Raw genomic sequence first — 19,702 nt, 5'->3', positions numbered from 1 at the left:
GATCCCGCCGGTCGGCGTTCCCGGCCGCACACGGCGGAAGGGGCGGCCCCCCGCACGGGTGCCGCCCCTTCCTGGTGTCCGGAGCCGCAGGGGGCTGAGGGTCGAGGTCATCCCAACAGCGGCTCCGGCGTTCGGCCGGCCCGGCTCAGCGGGTGTCGCTGGCCGTGCCGTTCAGCGCCGCGGCGCGGCCCGCCTCCAGGCGGGCGACCGGGACGCGGAAGGGCGAGCAGGAGACGTAGTCCAGGCCCACCTCGTGGAAGAAGTGCACCGACTCCGGGTCGCCGCCGTGCTCACCGCACACGCCCAGCTTGAGGTCGGGCCGGGTGGCCCGGCCGGCCTCGGCCGCGGCGCGCACCAGCGAGCCCACGCCGTCCCGGTCGATGGTCTCGAACGGGCTGACCCCGAAGATGCCCTTCTCCAGGTAGGCGGTGAAGAAGCTGGCCTCGACGTCGTCGCGGGAGAAGCCCCACACGGTCTGGGTGAGGTCGTTGGTGCCGAAGGAGAAGAACTCGGCGGCCTCGGCGATCTGATCGGCCGTCAGCGCGGCGCGCGGCAGCTCGATCATGGTGCCGAGCGGCAGCTTGAGGCCGGCGCCGGTGGCGGCCTCGACGTCGGCGATGACGCGCTCGGCCTCCTCGCGGACGATCTCCAGCTCCTGGACGGTGCCCACCAACGGGATCATGATCTCCGCGCGGGGGTCGCCCTTGGCGTTGATCCGCTCGGCCGCGGCCTCGGCGATGGCCCGCACCTGCATGGCGAACAGACCGGGGATGACCAGGCCCAGGCGGACACCGCGCAGGCCCAGCATCGGGTTCTGCTCGTGCAGCTTGTGCACGGCCTGCAGCAGGCGCAGGTCGTTCTCGTTGGCGTCCTCGCGGGCCTCGGCGAGCGCGACCCGCACCGACAGCTCGGTGATGTCGGGCAGGAACTCGTGCAGCGGCGGGTCCAGCAGGCGGACGGTGACCGGCAGTCCGTCCATGGCCTCGAAGAGCTCGACGAAGTCGGCCTTCTGCAGCGGCAGGAGGGCACCCAGTGCCTCGTCCCGCTCGGCGTCGGTGTCGGCCAGGATGAGCCGCTCGACCAGCTCGCGGCGCTCGCCGAGGAACATGTGCTCGGTGCGGCACAGGCCGATGCCCTGGGCGCCGAAGCGGCGGGCGCGCGCGGCGTCCTCGGCGTTGTCGGCGTTGGCCCGCACCCGCAGCCGGCGCATGCGGTCGGAGTAGGCCATCATCCGGTGCACGGCCTGGACCAGCTCGTCCGCGTCGTCGGCGCCCGCGTGCATCCGGCCCTCGAAGTACTCGACGACCGGGGACGGCACGACCGGGACCTCGCCCAGGTAGACCTTGCCGGTGGAGCCGTCGATGGAGACGACGTCGCCCTCCTCGATGACCACGCCGCCCGGCGCCGTCATCCGGCGCCGCTTGGTGTCAACCTCGAGCTCCTCGGCGCCGCAGACGCAGGTCTTGCCCATGCCGCGGGCGACGACGGCCGCGTGCGAGGTCTTGCCGCCGCGCGAGGTCAGGATGCCCTCGGCGGCGATCATGCCGTTGAGGTCGTCGGGGTTGGTCTCACGGCGGATGAGGATGACCTTCTCGCCCGAGCGCGACCACTTCACGGCCGTGTACGAGTCGAAGACGGCCTTGCCGACGGCGGCGCCCGGCGAGGCGGCGATGCCCCGGCCCAGCAGCTCGGCGGTCGCCTTGTCGTCGAAGCGCGGGAACATCAGCTGCGCGAGCTGGGCGCCGGTGACGCGCTGCAGCGCCTCGGCCTCGTCGATCAGGCCCTGGTCCACCAGCTGCGTGGCGATGCGGAAGGCGGCGCCCGCGGTGCGCTTGCCGACGCGGGTCTGCAGCATCCACAGCTTGCCGCGCTCGATGGTGAACTCGATGTCGCACAGGTCCTTGTAGTGCGTCTCCAGCGTCTCCATGATCTGCATCAGCTGGTCGTACGAGGCCTTGTCGAGCTGCTCGAGGTCGGCGAGCGGCACGGTGTTGCGGATGCCGGCGACGACGTCCTCGCCCTGCGCGTTCTGCAGGTAGTCGCCGTAGACGCCCTGGTGGCCGCTGGCGGGGTCGCGGGTGAAGGCGACGCCGGTGCCGGAGTCGGGGCCGAGGTTGCCGAAGACCATCGAGCAGATGTTGACGGCCGTGCCGAGGTCGCCGGGGATGCGCTCCTGGCGGCGGTAGAGCTTGGCGCGGTCGCCGTTCCAGGAGTCGAAGACGGCCCTTATGGCGAGGTCCATCTGCTCGCGCGGGTCCTGCGGGAACTCCCGGCCGGTCTCCTTGGAGACGATGGCCTTGAACTCCTCCACCAGGCGCCCCAGGTCGGCGGCGTCGAGGTCGACGTCGGTGGTGACGCCCTTGGCCCGCTTGGCCTCCTCCAGCGCCTCCTCGAACAGGTCACCGTCGACGCCCAGCACGGTCTTGCCGAACATCTGGATGAGGCGCCGGTAGGAGTCCCAGGCGAACCGCTCGTCCCCGGCCTGGGTCGCGAGGCCGGCCACGGACTCGTCGGAGAGGCCGATGTTCAGGACGGTGTCCATCATGCCGGGCATGGAGAACTTGGCGCCCGAGCGCACCGAGACCAGCAGCGGGTCGTCGGCCTGGCCGAGCTTCTTGCCCATCCGCTGCTCGAGCGCCTCGAGGTGGGCGGTGACCTCGTCCCGCATCGACGACGGCTCCGTGCCGCCCTCGAGGTAGACCTTGCACGCCTCGGTGGTGATGGTGAAGCCGGGGGGCACGGGCAGACCGAGGTTGGTCATCTCGGCGAGGTTGGCCCCCTTCCCGCCGAGCAGGTCCTTGAGGTCCTTGTTGCCCTCGGTGAAGTCGTAGACGAACTTCTGGCGATCTTCGGATACCGGCACGGGAATCGACTCCTCACTGGGGCCTCCCGGGACGCAGTTGGGGGAGGGCTGCCCTGACGGCGGGGAGCGTACCCAGATCGAAGGCTTCTGAGGAGCTCTACTCCGCCAACTTGGGGGCGCAACCACCCATCCGCCAGCAGATCGAAAGTTGCGCGCTCAAATGAGGTTTGAAGCCACCTCCTTCGGGTCGTGAAATCAAGATGACCGAAAATCATCGTCCGATCACGCCTTGTCGAGAAAACCCGCCGTCCGGCGAAGCTCGTCGTCAAGAAGTGAAGCCAAAAGGGGTGGCACGCAGTGCCACCCCTTGGAAAGGTGCACCCCCGATTTGGCTGCTCATCTGAGCGTGCCCCCTATCAGAGGTGGCGAGAATCACGCCGTGTTCGACGCCGTTTCGACGGCGTGTCACCCGCCCGAAGTGTCGAGTTCGGCGTCCGCGCCCACGGTGGCGCAGTCGTACGGGTCGTCCAGCCACCCGTCCGGAAGCACCACCCGGTTGCGGCCCGAGGTGCGGCCGCGGGGGCCGTCGGCACCCGTCGGCCAGGGCTGATCCAGGTCGAGTTCGCTCAAAAGAGCGTCCAATTCATCCAGAGATGAGGTGATTGCCAGTTTCTTACGGAGCTCCGATCCGATCGAGAAGCCCTTGGTGTACCAGGCGACGTGCTTGCGGAAGTCGATGACGCCGCGCTCCTCGCTCTCCAGCCACTGGCCGAGCAGCTCCGCGTGGCGCAGCATCACGCGGGCCACCTCGCGCAGCGTCGGCGAGGTGTACGTGCCGGTGCCGTCCCCGCCCTCCTCGAAGACGTTCACCAGGTCGCGGAAGAGCCAGGGCCGGCCCAGGCAGCCGCGCCCGACCACGACGCCGTCGCAGCCGGTCTCGCGCATCATCCGCACGGCGTCGTCGGCCGACCAGATGTCGCCGTTGCCCAGCACCGGGATCTCCGGCACGGCCTCCTTCAGGCGCGCGATGGCGTCCCAGTCGGCGGTGCCGCCGTAGTGCTGGGCGGCGGTGCGGCCGTGCAGGGCGATGGCGGTGACGCCCTCCTCGACGGCGATCCGCCCGGCGTCGAGGTAGGTCATGTGCTCGTCGTCGATGCCCTTGCGCATCTTCATGGTGACCGGGAGGTCCCCGGCGTTGCCGACGGCCTCGTGGAGGATCGAGCGCAGCAGGTTCCGCTTGTAGGGCAGGGCGGAGCCGCCGCCCTTGCGGGTGACCTTGGGGACGGGGCAGCCGAAGTTGAGGTCGATGTGGTCGGCCAGGTCCTCGTCCACGATCATGCGGACGGCCTTGCCGACGGTCACCGGGTCCACGCCGTAGAGCTGGATCGAGCGCGGCTTCTCGGTCCCGTCGAAGTGGATCAGCCGCATGGTCTTGGCGTCCCGCTCGACGAGCGCCCGGGTGGTGATCATCTCGCTGACGAAGAGCCCCTTGCCGCCGGAGAACTCGCGGCACAGCGTGCGGAAGGGCGCGTTGGTGATCCCTGCCATCGGGGCCAGGACCACCGGCGGCTGCACCGGGTGCGGACCGATCTGGAGCGTCATGGAGGGAGTTTCCTCGCAGTCTGGGGATGATGGGGCGGACCGTTAATTGTCCCTCATCCGGGCGAACGGACGATCCGCCGAAGGTCCCCCTTCCCCGAGCCGCCGGTCCCCGGCCGAGGTCAGGGCGCGCAGCCGCAGCAGCTTGTCGTGGGTCTCCTCGTCGGCGGGGGTGAAGGTCAGCACCCGGGCGCCGCGGGTGGGGCCGGTCCACAGGCTGGTGTAGTCCAGCCGCAGCAGGCCCACCTGCGGCTGTCGCAGCAGCCGCGTGCGGTAGACGCTGGGCTGGACGACCTCGTGCCGCTCCCACAGCCGCCGGAACTCGGGCGAGGCGTCCTGCAACCGCTTGAGCAGGCACTTCCAGGCGGGCTCGGCGAGGTGGTCGGCCATCGAGGCCCGGAACTTGGCGGCCATCGCGCGCGTGGAGTCCTCCCGGTCGGCCATGCCGGCGCGCCAGTCGGGGTCGGTGAAGTACAGCCACAGGCAGTTGCGGTTCTCCGGCGGGACGGCGTCCAGGTCGGACATCAGGAACCGGTAGGCGTTGTTGTAGGCGAGGATGTCGTACCGCGCGTTCTGGATGCAGGCGGGATACGGCTCCAGCCCCTCCAGCATCAGGCGCATCGCGTGGGTGACGCCCGTGCACTCGGTGCCGGGCAGCGGGTCGACGGAGTTGGCCAGCGCGAAGAGGTGGGCGCGCTCGCCCCGGTCGAGCATCAGGGCGCGGGAGACGGAGTCCAGCACCTGCGCCGAGACCTGGATGTCCCTCGCCTGTTCGAGCCACGTGTACCAGGTGACGCCCACGGCGGCGAGCTGTGCCACCTCCTCGCGGCGCAGGCCGGGGGTGCGGCGGCGGGGGCCGCGCGGGAGTCCGGCCTGCTCGGGGCTGATGCGCTCGCGGCGGCTGCGCAGGAAGGCGGCCAGCTCCTGCCGGCGCACCTCGTCGGGCCGGGCCGCGGCGTAGGCGGCGGCCGTGCTCTCCATCACCATCGTGGTCATGCGCTCCAGGGTGCGGTACCCGTGATCAGGTTGCCAGGTACTTCCTGTACCAGGATAGGGACCGTCTGGTACCCGGCTCCGCGCGCTGTCATCGTCTTGTCCTGTGAGCGAAACCCGAATACCGCGTCCAGCGCCCGCCGCCGTGGCGGCGGGCCCGGCCTCCGTCCCCTCCGACTCCCCCTCCCCCGCCTCTCCCGCTGCTTCTCCCGCGATCGGCCGCCTGGGCCTGCTCACCGTGCTCATCGGTGCCGCGCTGCCGTTCCTGGACTTCTTCATCGTCAACGTCGCGCTGCCGACGATCGACCACGACCTGCACGCCGGGCCCGCGCTGCTGGAGATGGTGGTCGGCGGCTACGGCGTCGCCTACGCGGTGCTGCTGGTGCTCGGCGGGCGGCTGGGCGACATGGTGGGCCGGCGACGGCTCTTCCTGTGGGGCACGGCCGCGTTCGGAGTGACGTCCGTGGCGTGCGGTCTGGCGCCGGACGCGTGGTCGCTGGTGGCGGCGCGGGTGGCGCAGGGCGCGGCAGCGGCACTGATGCTGCCGCAGGTGCTGGCGACGATCCAGGCGACGACCAGCGGGGAGCGGCGCACCCAGGCGATGAGCATGTACAGCGGCACGGCCGGGGTGGCGAGTGCGGTCGGGCAGGTGCTCGGCGGGGTGCTGGTCTCGGTGGACCTGGCCGGGACCGGCTGGCGGTCCATCTTCCTGATCAACGCGCCGATCGCGGCGGTGGCGCTGGTACTGGCCCTGCGCTCGGTGCCCGAGACCCGCTCGGCGAATCCGACGCGGATCGACCCGTGGGGCACGGTGCTGCTGACGGTGACGCTGGTGTCGCTGCTGGTGCCGCTCACGGAGGGGCGGTCGACGGGCTGGCCGCTGTGGTCGTGGGTGCTGCTGGGGACGTTCCCGCTCGCCGCGGTGGCGCTCGTCCTGGTGGAACGGCGCGAGGAGCGGGCCGGGCGGACGCCGCTGGTGCCGCCGTCGCTGCTGCGGGTGCACTCGGTGCGCAGCGGGCTCGCGGTGATCGTGCCGTTCTCCATCGGCTGGGGCGGCTTCATGTTCGTCCTGGCGGTGGTGCTGCAGGAGGGGCTGCGGCTGGGGCCGATGGCGGCGGGGCTGGCCCTGCTGCCGATGTGCGCCACCTACTTCGCGGGCTCGCTGGCGAGCCCGCGGCTGGCGGCGCGCTACGGGAGCCGGCTGGTGACGGCGGGGTCGCTGATCCAGCTGGTGGGGCTGGCCACGGTGGTCGCGACGTTCTGGTTCGGCTGGGACGGGCTGGGGGCGGCCGGCCCCGGGCCGGGGCTGGCGATCCAGGGGCTGGGGCAGGGCCTGCTGATCCCGCCGACGCTGCGGATCGTGCTCAGTGAGGTGCCGGTGGATCGGGCGGGCGTCGGCAGCGGGGTGATGGTCACGACGCAGCAGGCGTTCATGGCGCTGGGCGTGGCCACGATGGGCTCGCTGTTCCTGTCGCTGGCTCCGTCGACGGGCATGCGCGAGGCGCTGGCGATCACTTTGGGGGCCCAGCTGGTGGCGGTGGCGGCGACGGTACTGCTGAGCCTGCGACTGCCGCGGACGCTGCGCTGAGCCGAGCCGACACGATGAATGGACTGACAGATATTGAAATCTGTCAGTCCATGTGTCACGCTTCTTGGGTACCCGCTCCTCCTCCCCCAAGGAGTTCCCGTGCTGAACCGCACTCTCGGCACCACCGGCCCCCAGGTCTCCGCTCTCGGTCTCGGCTGCATGGGCATGTCCGCGCTCTACGGCGAAGCCGACCGGGCCGAGTCGATCGCCACGATCCACGCCGCCCTCGACGCCGGCGTCACCCTGCTGGACACCGGCGACTTCTACGGCATGGGCCACAACGAGATGCTCATCGGCGAGGCGCTGCGCTCCACCGGCGCGGCGCGGCGCGAGAAGGCCCTCACCAGCGTCAAGTTCGGCGCCCTGCGCGACCCGGACGGCGGCTGGTCCGGCTACGACGGCCGCCCCGCCGCCGTGAAGAACTTCGCCGCCTACTCGCTGCAGCGGCTGGGCGTCGACCACATCGACATCTACCGGATCGCGCGCGTCGACCCGACCGTGCCGATCGAGGAGACCATCGGCGCGATCGCCGAGCTGGTCGAGGCCGGGCACGTGCGCCACATCGGCCTGTCGGAGGTCGGCGCGGACACCATCCGCCGGGCCGCCTCCGTCGCCCCCATCGCCGATCTGCAGATCGAGTACTCGCTGATCTCGCGCGGCATCGAGGAGCAGATCCTGCCCGCGTGCCGCGAGCTGGGCATCGGCGTCACCGCGTACGGCGTGCTCTCGCGCGGCCTGATCAGCGGCCACTTCTCCCGCGACCGGCAGCTGGCGGCGAACGACTTCCGTGGCATGAGCCCGCGCTTCCAGGGCGAGAACCTGCAGCGCAACCTCGACCTCGTCGACGCCCTGCGCAAGGTCGCCGAGGAGCGCGGCGCGAGCGTCGCGCAGACCGCGATCGCCTGGGTCCTCTCGCGCGGCGAGGACATCGTCCCCCTGGTCGGCGCCCGCCGCCGAGACCGCCTGACGGAAGCGCTGGGTGCGCTCGACCTCACCCTGACCCCGGCCGACCTCACCGCCATCGAGGCGGCGATCCCCGCAGGCTCCGCCTCCGGCGCCCGCTACCCCGAATCCCAGATGGCCCACCTGGACAGCGAGCACTGAGGGAGGTGGCTTGTAGAGCCGGTTGTGGGCAGTCGTTCCGCTGGGGCGGAACGGGTGGGCACAACCGACCACCGGCCGGCAGCCGAGTACGGTCGTATAGTCACCCGCCCCCTGGAAGGGAACCGCACTCAGATGCCCCCCGAACCGCTGACTTCAGAACGCATCCTCGAAGCCACCGAGGACGTGCTGCGCCGCTACGGCCCCGCCAAGGCCACCGTGGTCGACGTCGCCCGCGCGCTCGGCGTCAGCCACGGCAGCGTCTACCGCCACTTCGGCAGCAAGGCGGCCCTGCGGGAGGCGGTGACCGAGCGCTGGCTGGACCAGTCGCACGCGGAGCTCTCCGCGCTGGCCGACGCCCAGGGCCCGGCCGAGGGCCGGCTGCGCGACTGGCTGGCGGCGCTCTTCGCCGCCAAGCGCCGCAAGGCCGGCGGCGACCCGGAGCTGTTCGCGACGTACATGGTGCTGGTCGGCGAGAACAGCACCACCGTCGAACGGCACATAGAGACGATGATCGAGCAGCTGGCCCGGATCATCGAAGGCGGCGTCGGGGAGGGCGAGTTCCGGCCCGTGGACCCGGCCACCGCCGCCCGTGCCGTATGGGACGCCAGCAACCGCTTCCACGACCCCGCGTACGCGGCGGAGTGGTCGCAGCCGGACATCGAGGGCGCGTTCGACGCAGTGTGCGACCTGGTGGTACGCGGCCTGCACGCCTGAGGCCCACGTCCGGCGGGGTCAGCCCACGCCCAGGAACCGCAGTACCGCCAGCACCCGCCGGTGGTCGGCCTCGGCCTTCGGCAGGTCCAGCTTGGCCAGGATGCTGTTGATGTGCTTGGCCACCGCGCTCTCGCTGACGACCAGCTGCGCGGCGATCCCCGCGTTGGATCGGCCCTCGGCCATCGACGCGAGCACCTCCCGCTCGCGCGTGGTCAGCCGCTCCAGCGGGTCGCGGTGCCGGCGGGTGAGCAACTGCGAGACCACCTGCGGGTCGAGGGCGGTGCCGCCCGCGGCCACGCGCCGCAGCGCGTCGATGAACTCCTCGACGTCGGCGATCCGTTGCTTGAGCAGATACCCGAAACCGGCGGTGTCACCGGTCAGCAGGTCGGTGGCGTACCGCTCCTCCACGTACTGCGACAGCAGCAGCACCGCCGTCTCCGGCCGGCGCGCCCGCAGTTCGAGTGCGGCCCGCACGCCCTCGTCGGTGAAGCCGGGCGGCATCCGGACGTCGAGCACGGCGAGGCCGGGCCGGTGCAGCTCGACCGCGGCCAGCAGGGACTCGGCGTCGCCGGTCTCCGCGACCACCTCGAATCCGGCCGTCTCCAGGACCTTCACCAGGCCCACCCGGAGCAGGACGGAATCCTCGGCTATCACGGCGCGCACGGCAGCTCCACGGTCACTGTGGTCGGGCCCCCCGCGGGGCTGCTGAAGGAGAACGTGCCGTCGACCGACGCGACCCGCTTGGCCAGCCCCGCCAGCCCGGTACCGCCGGAGGGGTCGGCACCGCCCACGCCGTCGTCGGAGACGACGACGAGCAGTATCCCCCGGTCCTCGCGCACGCTCACATCCGCCTTCGAGGCCCGCGCGTGCTTGACCACGTTGGCCAGCGCCTCGGAGACGACGAAGTAGGCGACGGCCTCGACGGCGGGCGCCGGCCGCACCGGCAGGTCGACCTGCACCCGTACGGGCAACGGCGCCCGCCCCGCGAGCCCGGAGAGCGCGGCGTCCAGCCCCCGGTCCTCCAGCACGGCAGGGTGCAGTCCGCGCACGAGGTCCTGCAGTTCGGCGATGGCCTCCTTGGCCTCGCGATGCGCCTCGTCGATCACCTTGCGCGCGTCGTCGGGCAGGTCGGGCATCGTGACCTTCGCCAGCCCGAGGCCGACCGCCAGCGAGACCAGGCGCTGCTGGGCGCCGTCGTGCAGGTCGCGCTCGATGCGCCGCCGCTCGGCGTCGGCCGCGTCCACGACGCCGGCGCGGCTCTCGGTGACCTCCGCGACGCGGCGCGCGAGCCGTTCGGCCCGGCTGGGCCCGAGGCGGTCGGCCGCCACCCGGGTGTCGAGCCGGGCGAGCACACCGGACAACCACGCCGCCGCGTACAGCCCGGCGAGCCCGGCGGCGGTGACGTACACATCCTGGACGGCGTAATCGGCCGGCAGCGCCCACACCCACGCAAAGGCGGTGACGGCCACCGCGGCGGCCACCCACAGCAGCAGCACACAGGCCCCGCCCAACGCGATCAGCGGCCCCACCACCAGGTGGTACCCCACCTGCCGCCACGACCAGCCCCGCCCCGGCGCCGGTATCTCCACCCCGGGCCACGCCCGGAAACGGGCCCGCTGCATGCGACTCAACACGGGGCAGACGGCCCCGAGAACCCCGGCCATCCCCACAACGGCCACGACACAGCTCAGAGCCCGCGTGGGTCCGCCGTCCAGCCAGGGCACCGCCATGACGAGCAGCGGGCCGAGCTGTACGAGCACGCCGGCGGCGAGGAGGGCGACGGCACGACCGGCACCGTCGAATGGGCAGCGGAGGGGGGCGGGGATTCGCATGCGTCACACGGTATGCGTGCTGGTCAGCGGCGCGGGATGGTACTGGCTGCCGTCCTTGGGTGCAAGCAGCACCACCGGTTGTCAGTGCGGGCCACTACGGTGTGTGGCAACACGCTCACCCAACAGGGAGGTGCATCATGGCAGTCATGATGGAGACCCCGTTCCAGCCGATAAGCGACGACGAGCCGGAGAGCAAGTTCGAGCAGCTGTGCCGCGATCTGGAGGAGTCCAACGAGGACCTACCCCTGGGCTACCGCGCGGAAATCATCGGGGGGAACATCGTCATGTCGCCGTGGTCCAAGGGCCGGTACCTCTCGATTCTCCGGTCCCTTCATAACCAGTTGACCGGCCACACCCCTCCAGGCCACTCGGCCATGACGACGCCGAACCTCTTCGTGTTCCCTCAGCAGGAACGGGGGTACGGCCCTGACCTACATGTGGCCGATGACGAAGCCGTCGACCTGGACACCATCCTCCTACCCGGATCGGCCCTGTCCCTCGTCGCCGAGCAGACATCGACCTCGACCAGGGGCACCGACCTCACCGACAAGGTGAACGTCTACGGGAAGGGCGAGGTGCCGGTGTACGTCCTGATCGACATGCAGAAGGGCATGGTCACCGTTTACCACGACCCGACCCCCGATGAAGGCTACCGGGCGCATACCCAGGTGAAGTTCGGCGACAAGGTCCACATCCCCGTCCCGTTCGACTTCGAACTCGACACCGCAGGCTGGAAGGCCTGACAACAGCCGGAGGCCCCGGCCCCCGCAGCGCGGGAACCGGGGCCTCCGGCATCAAGGCTCAGGCGTCAGCCCAAGCGCGTCAGCAACCCAGCAGACGGCTGCCCAGGTACCCCTGGATCTGGTCCAGCGAGACCCGCTCCTGCTTCATCGTGTCGCGCTCGCGCACCGTCACCGCGTTGTCCTCGAGGGTGTCGAAGTCGACGGTGACGCAGAACGGCGTGCCGATCTCGTCCTGGCGGCGGTAGCGGCGGCCGATGGCGCCGGCGTCGTCGAACTCGATGTTCCAGTGCTGGCGCAGGTCCGCGGCCAGGCCCTTGGCCTTCGGGGACAGCTCCGGGTTGCGGGACAGCGGCAGCACCGCGACCTTCACCGGGGACAGGCGCGGGTCGAGGCGCAGCACCGTGCGCTTCTCCAGCTTGCCCTTGGCGTTGGGGGCCTCGTCCTCGACGTAGGCGTCGAGGAGGAAGGCGAGCATGGTGCGGCCGACACCGGCGGCGGGCTCGATGACGTAGGGGGTCCAGCGCTCGCCGGCCTCCTGGTCGAAGAACGACAGGTCCTGGCCGGAGGCCTTGGCGTGGGCGCCGAGGTCGTAGTCGGTCCGGTTGGCGACGCCCTCGAGCTCGCCCCACTCGTTGCCGCCGAACTGGAAGCGGTACTCGATGTCAGCGGTGCGCTTGGAGTAGTGGGAGAGCTTCTCCTGCGGGTGCTCGTACCACCGCATGTTCTCCTCGCGCAGGCCGAGACCGGTGTACCAGTTCCAGCGCTGCTCCATCCAGTACTCCTGCCACTTCTCGTCCTCGCCCGGCTTGACGAAGAACTCCATCTCCATCTGCTCGAACTCGCGGGTGCGGAAGATGAAGTTGCCGGGCGTGATCTCGTTGCGGAAGGACTTGCCCATCTGGGCGATGCCGAAGGGCGGCTTCTTCCGGGAGGTCTGCTGGACCTGGGCGAAGTTGGTGAAGATGCCCTGGGCGGTCTCGGGGCGCAGGTAGGCGACCGAGCCGGAGTCCTGGGTGGGGCCGAGGTGGGTGGAGAGCAGGCCGGAGAACTGCTTGGGCTCGGTGAACTGGCCCTTGTTGCCACAGTTCGGGCAGTTGATGTCGGCCAGGCCGTTCTCGGGGAGCTTGCCGTGCTTGGCCTCGTAGGCCTCCTCCAGGTGGTCGGCGCGGTAGCGCTTGTGGCAGGAGGTGCACTCGGTCAGCGGGTCGGAGAAGGTGGCGACGTGGCCGGAGGCCACCCACACCTCGGAGGCCAGGATCACCGACGAGTCGATGCCGACGACGTCCTCGCGCGAGGTGACCATGTAGCGCCACCACTGGCGCTTGATGTTCTCCTTGAGCTCGACGCCGAGCGGTCCGTAATCCCAGGCGGCGCGCTGGCCGCCGTAGATCTCACTGCACGGATAGACAAAGCCACGGCGCTTGCTCAGGCTGACGATGGTGTCGATCTTGTCGGCGGCCACGGTGCTCTCTTCATTGCGACGACGAACAGCGAATGGTTCAGGTTACCGGCGCTGCACCCCCTCTCATCAAATCGGCTCTGGCCTTGGCTTGACCCGGACCCCGGACCGGAACGCTGTTGACAATCGTTTCCATTTTTGTTGAAAATGAGTGTCATGAACGTACGTCCGATCCGCCCCCTTCCGTCCCGCCGCCGAATAACCACCGCCGCCGTCGCCCTCGCCGCCACGCTCGGCCTGGTGACCCTCTCCGCCTGCTCCGCCACGGGTTCCGACGGCCGGACCGAGGACGGAAAACTGCGGGTCGTCACGTCGTTCTACCCCCTGGAGTTCCTGGCGAAGGAGATCGGCGGCGACCACGTCGACGTCACCAGCCTGACCAAGCCGGGCGTCGAGCCGCACGACCTGGAGCTCACCCCCAAGCAGACCGGCTCCCTCCAGGACGCCGGGGCGATCCTCTACCTCAAGGGCCTCCAGCCCGCCGTCGACACGGCGATCAAGCAGTCCGGGAACAAGCACGTCGCCGACGCGGCCACGATGACCGACCTCGAGGAGCACGGCACCGAGGTCGAGGGCCACGAGCACGGCCACGGCAAGGACGCCCACGGCAAGGACGAGCACGACGAGCACAAGGAAGAGGCCAAGGGCGGCGAGGACGAGCACAAGGGCCACAGCCACGACGAAGAGGGCGGCGCCGACCCCCACGTCTGGCTCGACCCCGTGAAGTACGGCGAGGTCGCCAAGGGCGTCGCCAAGACCCTCGGCGAGGCCGACCCCGACCACAGGGCCGACTTCGACAACAACGCCGGCGCCCTGGTCGAGAAGCTGAACGCACTGGACCGGAAGTTCACCGCCGGCCTGAAGAACCGCACCTCGGACACCTTCGTCACCACCCACGCCGCCTTCGGCTACCTCGCCGAGCGCTACGGCCTGGACCAGGAGGCCATCGGCGGCCTCGACCCCGAGTCCGAGCCCAGCGCCGCCCGGATGAAGGACCTGCACAAGATCGCCGAGGAGCACAAGGTGAGCACGGTCTTCTTCGAGACCCTCGCCAGCCCCAAGACGGCCCGGACCCTGGCCAAGGACCTCGGTCTGAAGACCGACGTGCTCGACCCACTCGAGGGCATCACCGACAATTCCAAGGGCCGCGATTACTTCGAGGTCATGGAAGCCAACCTCACGGCCCTGCAGAAGGCGCTCGGCACCAAGTGAGCACCCCCGAGGAGACCCCCATGGAGCAGCCCGTCATATCCCTGCGCGGGGCCACGGCCTCGCTCGGGTCGCGCCCGGTGCTGCGGGGCGTCGACCTGACCGTGCGGCGCGGCGAGGTCGTCGCGCTGCTCGGCGCCAACGGTTCCGGCAAGTCCACGGTCGTCCGCTCCGTCGTCGGCCAGGTCCCGCTCATCTCCGGCGAGCTGGAGCTCTTCGGCACCCCGCGCCGCCGCTTCCGCGCGTGGCACCGGGTCGGCTACGTCCCCCAGCGCACCACCGCCGCCGGCGGGGTGCCCGCCACCGTCCGCGAGGTCGTCTCGGCCGGGCGGCTGGCCCGCACGAAGCTGGGGCCGACCCGCAAGGCGGACCGGGAGGCCGTGCACAAGGCCCTGGAACTGGTCGGCATGGCGGACAGGGCCAAGGACTCCGTCGAGGCCCTCTCCGGCGGCCAGCACCAGCGGGTGCTCATCGCCCGCGCGCTGGCCGGCGACCCCGAGCTGCTGATCATGGACGAGCCGATGGCCGGCGTGGACCTCGCCAGCCAGGAGGTGCTGGCGACCGCCCTGCGCGAGGAGGTCGCCCGCGGCGCCACGGTCCTGCTCGTGCTGCACGAGCTCGGCCCGCTGGAGCCGCTCATCGACCGCGCGGTCGTCCTCCGCGACGGCTGCGTCGTGCACGACGGTCCGCCGCCCGAGGCCGTGGGCCAGCACGCGCTGCCCGGCCACGACCACGTACACCCGCACGCCGACCCGGCCGCGGAACCGATCCGGACAGGGCTGCTCAGCTGATGGAAATCCTCGAACTCGCCTTCATGCAGCGAGCCCTGCTCGCCGCCCTCCTCGTGGGCGTCACCGCCCCCGCCATCGGCATCTACCTCGTCCAGCGCCGCCAGGCGCTGATGGGCGACGGCATCGGCCACGTCGCCCTCACCGGCGTCGGGCTGGGCTTCCTGCTCAACACCAGCCCCGTGTGGGTGGCCACCGCCGTGTGCGTGGTGGGCGCGGTGATCATGGAGCTCATCCGCTCGTACGGCAAGGCGCGCGGCGACATCGCGCTCGCCATGCTCTTCTACGGCGGCATGGCCGGCGGCGTGATGCTGATGGCCCTCTCCCCCACCGGCTCCAACGCCAACCTCACCACCTACCTCTTCGGGTCGATCACCACGGTCTCGGAGCAGGACATCGTGGCGATCTGCCTGCTGGCGGCCTTCGTGATCGTCACCACGGTCGGGCTGCGCAGGCAGCTGTTCGCCATCTGCCAGGACGAGGAGTTCGCCCGCGTCACCGGCCTGCCCGTGCGGCTGCTGAACCTGCTGGTCGCCGTCACCGCCGCCGTGACCGTCACCGTCGCCATGCGCGTGGTCGGCCTGCTGCTGGTCAGCGCCCTGATGGTGATCCCCGTGGCCGCCTCCCAGCAGATCACCCGCAGCTTCGCGACGACGTTCGCCACGGCCGTCTCCATCGGCGTGCTGGTGACTCTTTCGGGCACCGTCACCTCGTACTACGTGGACGTGCCCTCCGGTGCGACGATCGTGCTGATGGCCATCGGCGTCTTCATCGCCCTGACCCTGGTGGCCGCCCCACTGGCCGCACGACGGGCCGGACGGGCCGCCGCGGCCGAGCACTGCACCCTGGAGACCGCCGAGGTCACCGGTACCGCCGGTAAGCCAGGGGCGGCGGACGACGTCCGGGTCTGACGAGACCTGCCGGGCCCGGCGGCCGGGCCTGGCACAATTGGCGTGGCAACACGTGCGATGGGCGTTCAGAGCCAGGCTTGAGGAGGCAACTGTGGCGACCGCCGGACCCCCGGTACGCGGGCGATCCACCAAGCAGCGGGCCGCCGTCGCGGCGGCGCTGGACGAGGTGGACGAGTTCCGCAGCGCGCAGGAACTCCACGACATGCTCAGGCACCGCGGTGCCTCGGTCGGGCTGACCACGGTGTACCGCACCCTGCAGTCCCTCGCCGACGCCGGCGAGGTCGACGTGCTGCGCACCAGCGAGGGCGAGGCGGTCTACCGCCGCTGCTCCAGCGGGCACCACCACCACCTGGTCTGCCGGGTGTGCGGCAAGGCGGTCGAGGTCGAGGGACCGGCCGTGGAGAAGTGGGCCGACTCCATCGCCGAGGAGCACGGCTTCGTGGACGTGGCCCACACGATCGAGATCTTCGGCACCTGCGGGGACTGCGCGAGCGCGCGCTCGAAGAGCTGACCGGACCTGATACGGCCGTGGATACGGCACTGCCCCGGGCATCGGACGATGCCCGGGGCAGTGCCGTATCCACAGCTGCCCTCAGACGGCCGACCGACCGTCCTCGACGGCGTTGGGGATCGCGCCGCCGAAGCGGCGGTCGCGCTGGGCGTACTCCAGGCAGGCGCGCCACAGGTCACGGCGGTCGAAGTCGGGCCAGAGCACGTCCTGGAAGACCATCTCGGCGTAGGCGCTCTGCCAGATCAGATAGTTGGACGTGCGCTGCTCGCCGGAGGGGCGCAGGAAGAGGTCCACGTCCGGCATGTCCGGGTAGTAGAGGTACTTCGCGAAGGTCTTCTCCGAGACCTTCGACGGGTCGAGCCGGCCCGCCTTCACATCGGCGGCCATCGCCTGCGCCGCGTCCGCGATCTCGGCGCGGCCGCCGTAGTTCATGCAGAAGTACAGCGTGAGCCGGTCGTTGTCCTTGGTCTGCTCCTGGGCGATCTGGAGCTCCTTGGCCACGGACTTCCACAGCTTGGGCATCCGGCCGACCCAGCGCACCCGGATGCCGAGCTCGTCGAGCTGGTCGCGGGTCTTGCGGATGAAGTCGCGGTTGAAGTTCATCAGGAACCGCACCTCGTCCGGCGAGCGCCGCCAGTTCTCGGTGGAGAAGGCGTACAGCGAGATGCTGCCGACGCCCATCTCGACCGCGCCCTGCAGCACGTCCAGCACGCGCTCGGCGCCGACCTTGTGGCCCTCGGTGCGCGGCAGGCCGCGCTCCTTGGCCCAGCGGCCGTTGCCGTCCATGACGATGGCCACGTGCTCGGGCACCAGCTCACCGGGGATCTTCGGCGGCCGCGCGCCCGACGGGTGCGGGGTGGGTGTGCGGTACTCGCGTCGGGAACGGCCCAGAATCCCGCGTCGTGCCATGGATGCCACTACTCCTTGATCCCTGTTTCCTGGATTGCCTGGTGCGATTGTTCTGGATTGCCTGGAACGATCGCCTACTGCTCGACGTACCGGAGCGAGCGAAGCCCCCGCTCCAGGTGCCACTGCAGATACGCGGCCACGAGGCCGTTGCCCTCGCGCACGTACCGTGCCTCGCAGGCGTCCGCCGTCGCCCAGTCCCCGGTCAGCAGCGCGCCCAGGAGCTCGATCGACTCCGAGGAGGGTACGACGCATCCGGGCACCCGGCACTCCCCGCAGACCACCCCGCCCGCGGCCACCGAGAAGAACCGGTTGGGTCCGGGCATTCCGCACTTCGCGCACGCGCCGAAGCTGGGCGCGTAGCCGTTGACGGCCAGCGAGCGCAGCAGGAACGCGTCGAGGATGAGGTGCGGGGCGTGCTCCCCGGCGGCGAGCGTGCGCAGGCCGCCGACCAGCAGCAGGTATTGCTGCACCGCCGGCTCGCCCTCGTGGTCGGTGAACCGCTCGGCGGTCTCGAGCATGGCGGTGCCGGCGGTGTAGCGGGCGTAGTCGGTGACGATCGCGCCGCCGTAGGGGGCGATGGTCTCGCTCTGGGTGCACAGCGGCAGGCTCCGGCCGACCAGCTCACCGCCGCGGGCGAAGAACTGCACGTCGACGTGCGAGAACGGCTCGAGCCGCGCCCCGAACTTCGACTTGGTGCGGCGCACCCCGCGGGCGACGGCCCGCACCCGGCCGTGGCCGCGCGTGAGGAGGGTGATGATGCGGTCCGCTTCTCCGAGCTTCTGTGTGCGCAGCACGATGCCGTCGTCGCGGAAGAGGCTCATGGATGCATTCTCCCGTACGCGCGGGTGTGCCGAAGGCCCGGGATCAGGGCTGTCCGGCGTCCCTCCGGAACGCGTGGCGGGCGGCGCGGCGCCATCGGTTGGCGGGGAGGGCGGGCCGCAGGGCCGCGTAGGCGGCGCAGTACTTGGTGAAGACGGCGGGCCGCAGCCCGTACGCGTGCAGCAGCAGGTCCGCCTCGGTCAGGTGGCCCGCGCTCTTGGTCTCCACCAGGACGAGGCCGTCGGCGCAGCGCGCGGTGCGTCCGGTGCGCAGGTCGGTGCACAGGAGGCCGGTGTCGCAGGTGATGCGTTCGCCGTCGGCCACGAAGGTGGCCCGCCGGTAGTCCGTGCTCAGGGAGGGGGCGAGCGCGCCGGGGGCGTCGATGCCGTAGGCCTCGCGCAGGGTGTCCGCGAGGAAAACGCGGTAGGGGGCGTCCAGCGGGGTGTCGCCGCCGGTCAGGGGGCGGCGGTGCTTGACGGTGTCGCCGCGCCGGCCCTTGAGCTTGATCTCGAACTGTCTCTCGCCCGAGTCCTGGTACACCCGCTCGCGGATCTTGAAGCGCAGCCGACGGCCCTGGCGGTGGTCGTGGAAGGAGCGCAGGCCGGGGGTGTCGTAGTACACGGAGTGGTAGCCGAAGACGCGGCGGTCGCCGATGGTCAGGGCACGGAAGGGGCCGCCGGGACGGCGGGGGTCGGTGAGGCGGGCGGCGAGCCGGTGGAAGGCGGGGGCGGGGACGAGGTAGCTGCGGTCGAAGCGGGTGAGCAGTTCGGCGCGGGCGTTCACCTCGGCCAGCGGGATGGGCAGGGCCGCGGCGGCGGCCTCCTCGACGGCTCCGGCCGCCGCCGCGCCGGCGAGGACCGGGGCGCTCACACCGTCTCCCAGGCGGGCGCGCCCTGGACCGTGGCCCGCTCGCCGGCGCCCTGCCGGACGGTGCCCGGCCGGGGCTCGCGGTAGCGCACGTCGACGACCGTCAGGTCGCGGACGTAGTCGATCTCCATGACCGTCCAGTTCATCGGCTCGCCGAGCCGCCGCGCGAGGTCGGCGCGCAGGTCGGCGGGGTCGGCGTGCACGGTGTCGAGGGTGACGACGGTGCGCCGGGCGCGGGCGAACAGCCGGGGGTGGTCGGCGGCGTAGACCACGAGCAGGAGTATCGCGCTGAGGGCGGCGGCGAGGCCGATGGCGAGGTGCGGCAGGCCGCAGACCAGGCCGAGGACCAGGGTGGTGAAGTAGTAGGCGACCTCTTCGTGCTGGACGGCGTCCGAGCGGAGCCTGATGATCGACAGTACGCCGAAGAGGCCGAACCCGAGGGCGAGGCCGCCGTTGCCGCCGACCTCGGCGAGGGCCGCGACCACGGTGAAGAGCGCGACGTTCAGGGCGAGGTAGGCGGGGACGAGGTCGCGTCGCCGGTGCCGCGGGTAGTAGATCGCGAAGGTCAGCAGGCACACGGCGGCCAGGTCGAGGCCCAGGTGCGCGGCGAGGTGACGCACGGTTTCCATCGCTTCCTCTCTCTGTGCGATCGGACGATCACAGATTCTGAGGAAACTGTGGATGAACTGAGGGTGTCCGCCGGGGAAACAATGCAATTCCTTGACGAACGTGAGCACGTCATGGCCGGAACCGGGGGGATCACGTCGCAATCCGCGGTCTTGCGCGGACGCGACCGCGCCCGGACGCCCGCCTCACGAACGGCCTGACGCCCGCCCTAGGAACGAGCCGACGC

General features: G+C 71.0%; 18 protein-coding genes. 8 read left to right on the top strand and 10 right to left on the bottom strand.

What is annotated here, in order from left to right:
• Window positions 1-145: 145 nt before the first annotated feature.
• The 3 genes from ppdK to ACIG36_RS02350 form a co-directional block, all read right to left on the bottom strand.
• Complete coding sequence (gene ppdK / locus ACIG36_RS02360; RefSeq protein WP_399920533.1) at window positions 146-2,863, bottom strand: pyruvate, phosphate dikinase; 2,718 nt, start codon at window positions 2,861-2,863, stop codon at window positions 146-148.
• Window positions 2,864-3,268: 405 nt separating this feature from the next.
• Complete coding sequence (gene dusB / locus ACIG36_RS02355) at window positions 3,269-4,405, bottom strand: tRNA dihydrouridine synthase DusB (RefSeq protein ID WP_399920530.1); 1,137 nt, start codon at window positions 4,403-4,405, stop codon at window positions 3,269-3,271.
• 42 nt (window positions 4,406-4,447) lie between these two features.
• The gene (locus ACIG36_RS02350; RefSeq protein WP_399920526.1) at window positions 4,448-5,398 is read right to left on the bottom strand and encodes a helix-turn-helix transcriptional regulator; all 951 of its coding nucleotides are present in this window, start codon (window positions 5,396-5,398) and stop codon (window positions 4,448-4,450) included.
• A 103-nt stretch (window positions 5,399-5,501) separates the two neighbouring features.
• Here ACIG36_RS02350 and ACIG36_RS02345 point away from each other — a divergent pair, with 103 nt between their 5' ends.
• The 3 genes from ACIG36_RS02345 (at window position 5,502) to ACIG36_RS02335 (ending at window position 8,801) form a co-directional block, all read left to right on the top strand.
• On the top strand, window positions 5,502-6,983 hold the full coding sequence (locus ACIG36_RS02345) for an MFS transporter (RefSeq protein ID WP_399920523.1): 1,482 nt from the start codon (window positions 5,502-5,504) through the stop codon (window positions 6,981-6,983).
• 99 nt (window positions 6,984-7,082) lie between these two features.
• Window positions 7,083-8,087: an aldo/keto reductase gene (locus tag ACIG36_RS02340; RefSeq protein ID WP_399920520.1), complete on the top strand. Its 1,005-nt coding sequence runs from the start codon at window positions 7,083-7,085 to the stop codon at window positions 8,085-8,087.
• A 132-nt stretch (window positions 8,088-8,219) separates the two neighbouring features.
• Entirely contained in the window at window positions 8,220-8,801 is a 582-nt protein-coding gene (locus tag ACIG36_RS02335) for a TetR family transcriptional regulator (protein ID WP_399920517.1), read from the top strand.
• Window positions 8,802-8,819: 18 nt separating this feature from the next.
• Here the strand turns inward: ACIG36_RS02335 and ACIG36_RS02330 are convergent, their stop codons facing one another.
• Window positions 8,820-9,464, bottom strand: coding sequence for a response regulator (locus tag ACIG36_RS02330; protein WP_399920514.1), 645 nt, complete (start codon window positions 9,462-9,464; stop codon window positions 8,820-8,822).
• Window positions 9,452-10,633 (bottom strand): sensor histidine kinase, encoded by a 1,182-nt coding sequence (locus tag ACIG36_RS02325; RefSeq protein ID WP_399920511.1) that lies wholly within the window; start codon window positions 10,631-10,633, stop codon window positions 9,452-9,454. Before ACIG36_RS02325 ends, ACIG36_RS02330 begins: the two co-directional genes overlap by 13 nt.
• A gap of 137 nt (window positions 10,634-10,770) precedes the next feature.
• Between ACIG36_RS02325 and ACIG36_RS02320 the strand changes: the two genes are divergently transcribed.
• A complete protein-coding gene (locus tag ACIG36_RS02320; RefSeq protein WP_399920508.1) occupies window positions 10,771-11,376 on the top strand; it encodes a Uma2 family endonuclease in 606 nt (201 codons plus the stop codon).
• Between the two features lie 79 nt (window positions 11,377-11,455).
• On the opposite strand, the gene ACIG36_RS02315 is transcribed toward ACIG36_RS02320, so the two are convergent.
• Window positions 11,456-12,838, bottom strand: coding sequence for a glycine--tRNA ligase (locus ACIG36_RS02315; RefSeq protein WP_399920505.1), 1,383 nt, complete (start codon window positions 12,836-12,838; stop codon window positions 11,456-11,458).
• A 153-nt stretch (window positions 12,839-12,991) separates the two neighbouring features.
• On the opposite strand from ACIG36_RS02315, the gene ACIG36_RS02310 reads away from it, so the two are divergent.
• The 4 genes from ACIG36_RS02310 to ACIG36_RS02295 all read left to right on the top strand — a co-directional run bounded on the left by ACIG36_RS02310 (window position 12,992) and on the right by ACIG36_RS02295 (window position 16,254).
• Window positions 12,992-14,047 (top strand): metal ABC transporter substrate-binding protein, encoded by a 1,056-nt coding sequence (locus ACIG36_RS02310; RefSeq protein ID WP_399920502.1) that lies wholly within the window; start codon window positions 12,992-12,994, stop codon window positions 14,045-14,047.
• A 20-nt stretch (window positions 14,048-14,067) separates the two neighbouring features.
• On the top strand, window positions 14,068-14,835 hold the full coding sequence (locus tag ACIG36_RS02305) for a metal ABC transporter ATP-binding protein (RefSeq protein WP_399920499.1): 768 nt from the start codon (window positions 14,068-14,070) through the stop codon (window positions 14,833-14,835).
• Window positions 14,835-15,743 carry a metal ABC transporter permease gene (locus ACIG36_RS02300; protein ID WP_399920496.1) on the top strand — a complete coding sequence of 303 codons (909 nt, stop codon included), beginning with the start codon at window positions 14,835-14,837 and terminating at the stop codon, window positions 15,741-15,743. Before ACIG36_RS02305 ends, ACIG36_RS02300 begins: the two co-directional genes overlap by 1 nt.
• Window positions 15,744-15,834: 91 nt before the next feature.
• On the top strand, window positions 15,835-16,254 hold the full coding sequence (locus tag ACIG36_RS02295) for a Fur family transcriptional regulator (RefSeq protein WP_399920493.1): 420 nt from the start codon (window positions 15,835-15,837) through the stop codon (window positions 16,252-16,254).
• A gap of 81 nt (window positions 16,255-16,335) precedes the next feature.
• Here ACIG36_RS02295 and ACIG36_RS02290 read toward each other — a convergent pair whose 3' ends face one another.
• The 4 genes from ACIG36_RS02290 to ACIG36_RS02275 all read right to left on the bottom strand — a co-directional run bounded on the left by ACIG36_RS02290 (window position 16,336) and on the right by ACIG36_RS02275 (window position 19,478).
• Window positions 16,336-17,163: an isoprenyl transferase gene (locus tag ACIG36_RS02290; RefSeq protein WP_399920489.1), complete on the bottom strand. Its 828-nt coding sequence runs from the start codon at window positions 17,161-17,163 to the stop codon at window positions 16,336-16,338.
• 74 nt (window positions 17,164-17,237) lie between these two features.
• A complete protein-coding gene (gene recO, locus ACIG36_RS02285) occupies window positions 17,238-17,984 on the bottom strand; it encodes a DNA repair protein RecO (protein ID WP_399920486.1) in 747 nt (248 codons plus the stop codon).
• 43 nt (window positions 17,985-18,027) lie between these two features.
• On the bottom strand, window positions 18,028-18,852 hold the full coding sequence (locus tag ACIG36_RS02280) for a polyphosphate polymerase domain-containing protein (RefSeq protein ID WP_399920483.1): 825 nt from the start codon (window positions 18,850-18,852) through the stop codon (window positions 18,028-18,030).
• Window positions 18,849-19,478, bottom strand: a complete 630-nt coding sequence (locus tag ACIG36_RS02275; protein ID WP_399920480.1) for a DUF4956 domain-containing protein — start codon at window positions 19,476-19,478, stop codon at window positions 18,849-18,851. Before ACIG36_RS02275 ends, ACIG36_RS02280 begins: the two co-directional genes overlap by 4 nt.
• Window positions 19,479-19,702 lie beyond the last annotated feature (224 nt).

Source organism: Streptomyces sp. NPDC053048, assembly GCF_044547045.1.
GTDB lineage: Bacteria > Actinomycetota > Actinomycetes > Streptomycetales > Streptomycetaceae > Streptomyces.
This window is presented reverse-complemented; position numbering and strand designations above follow the sequence as displayed.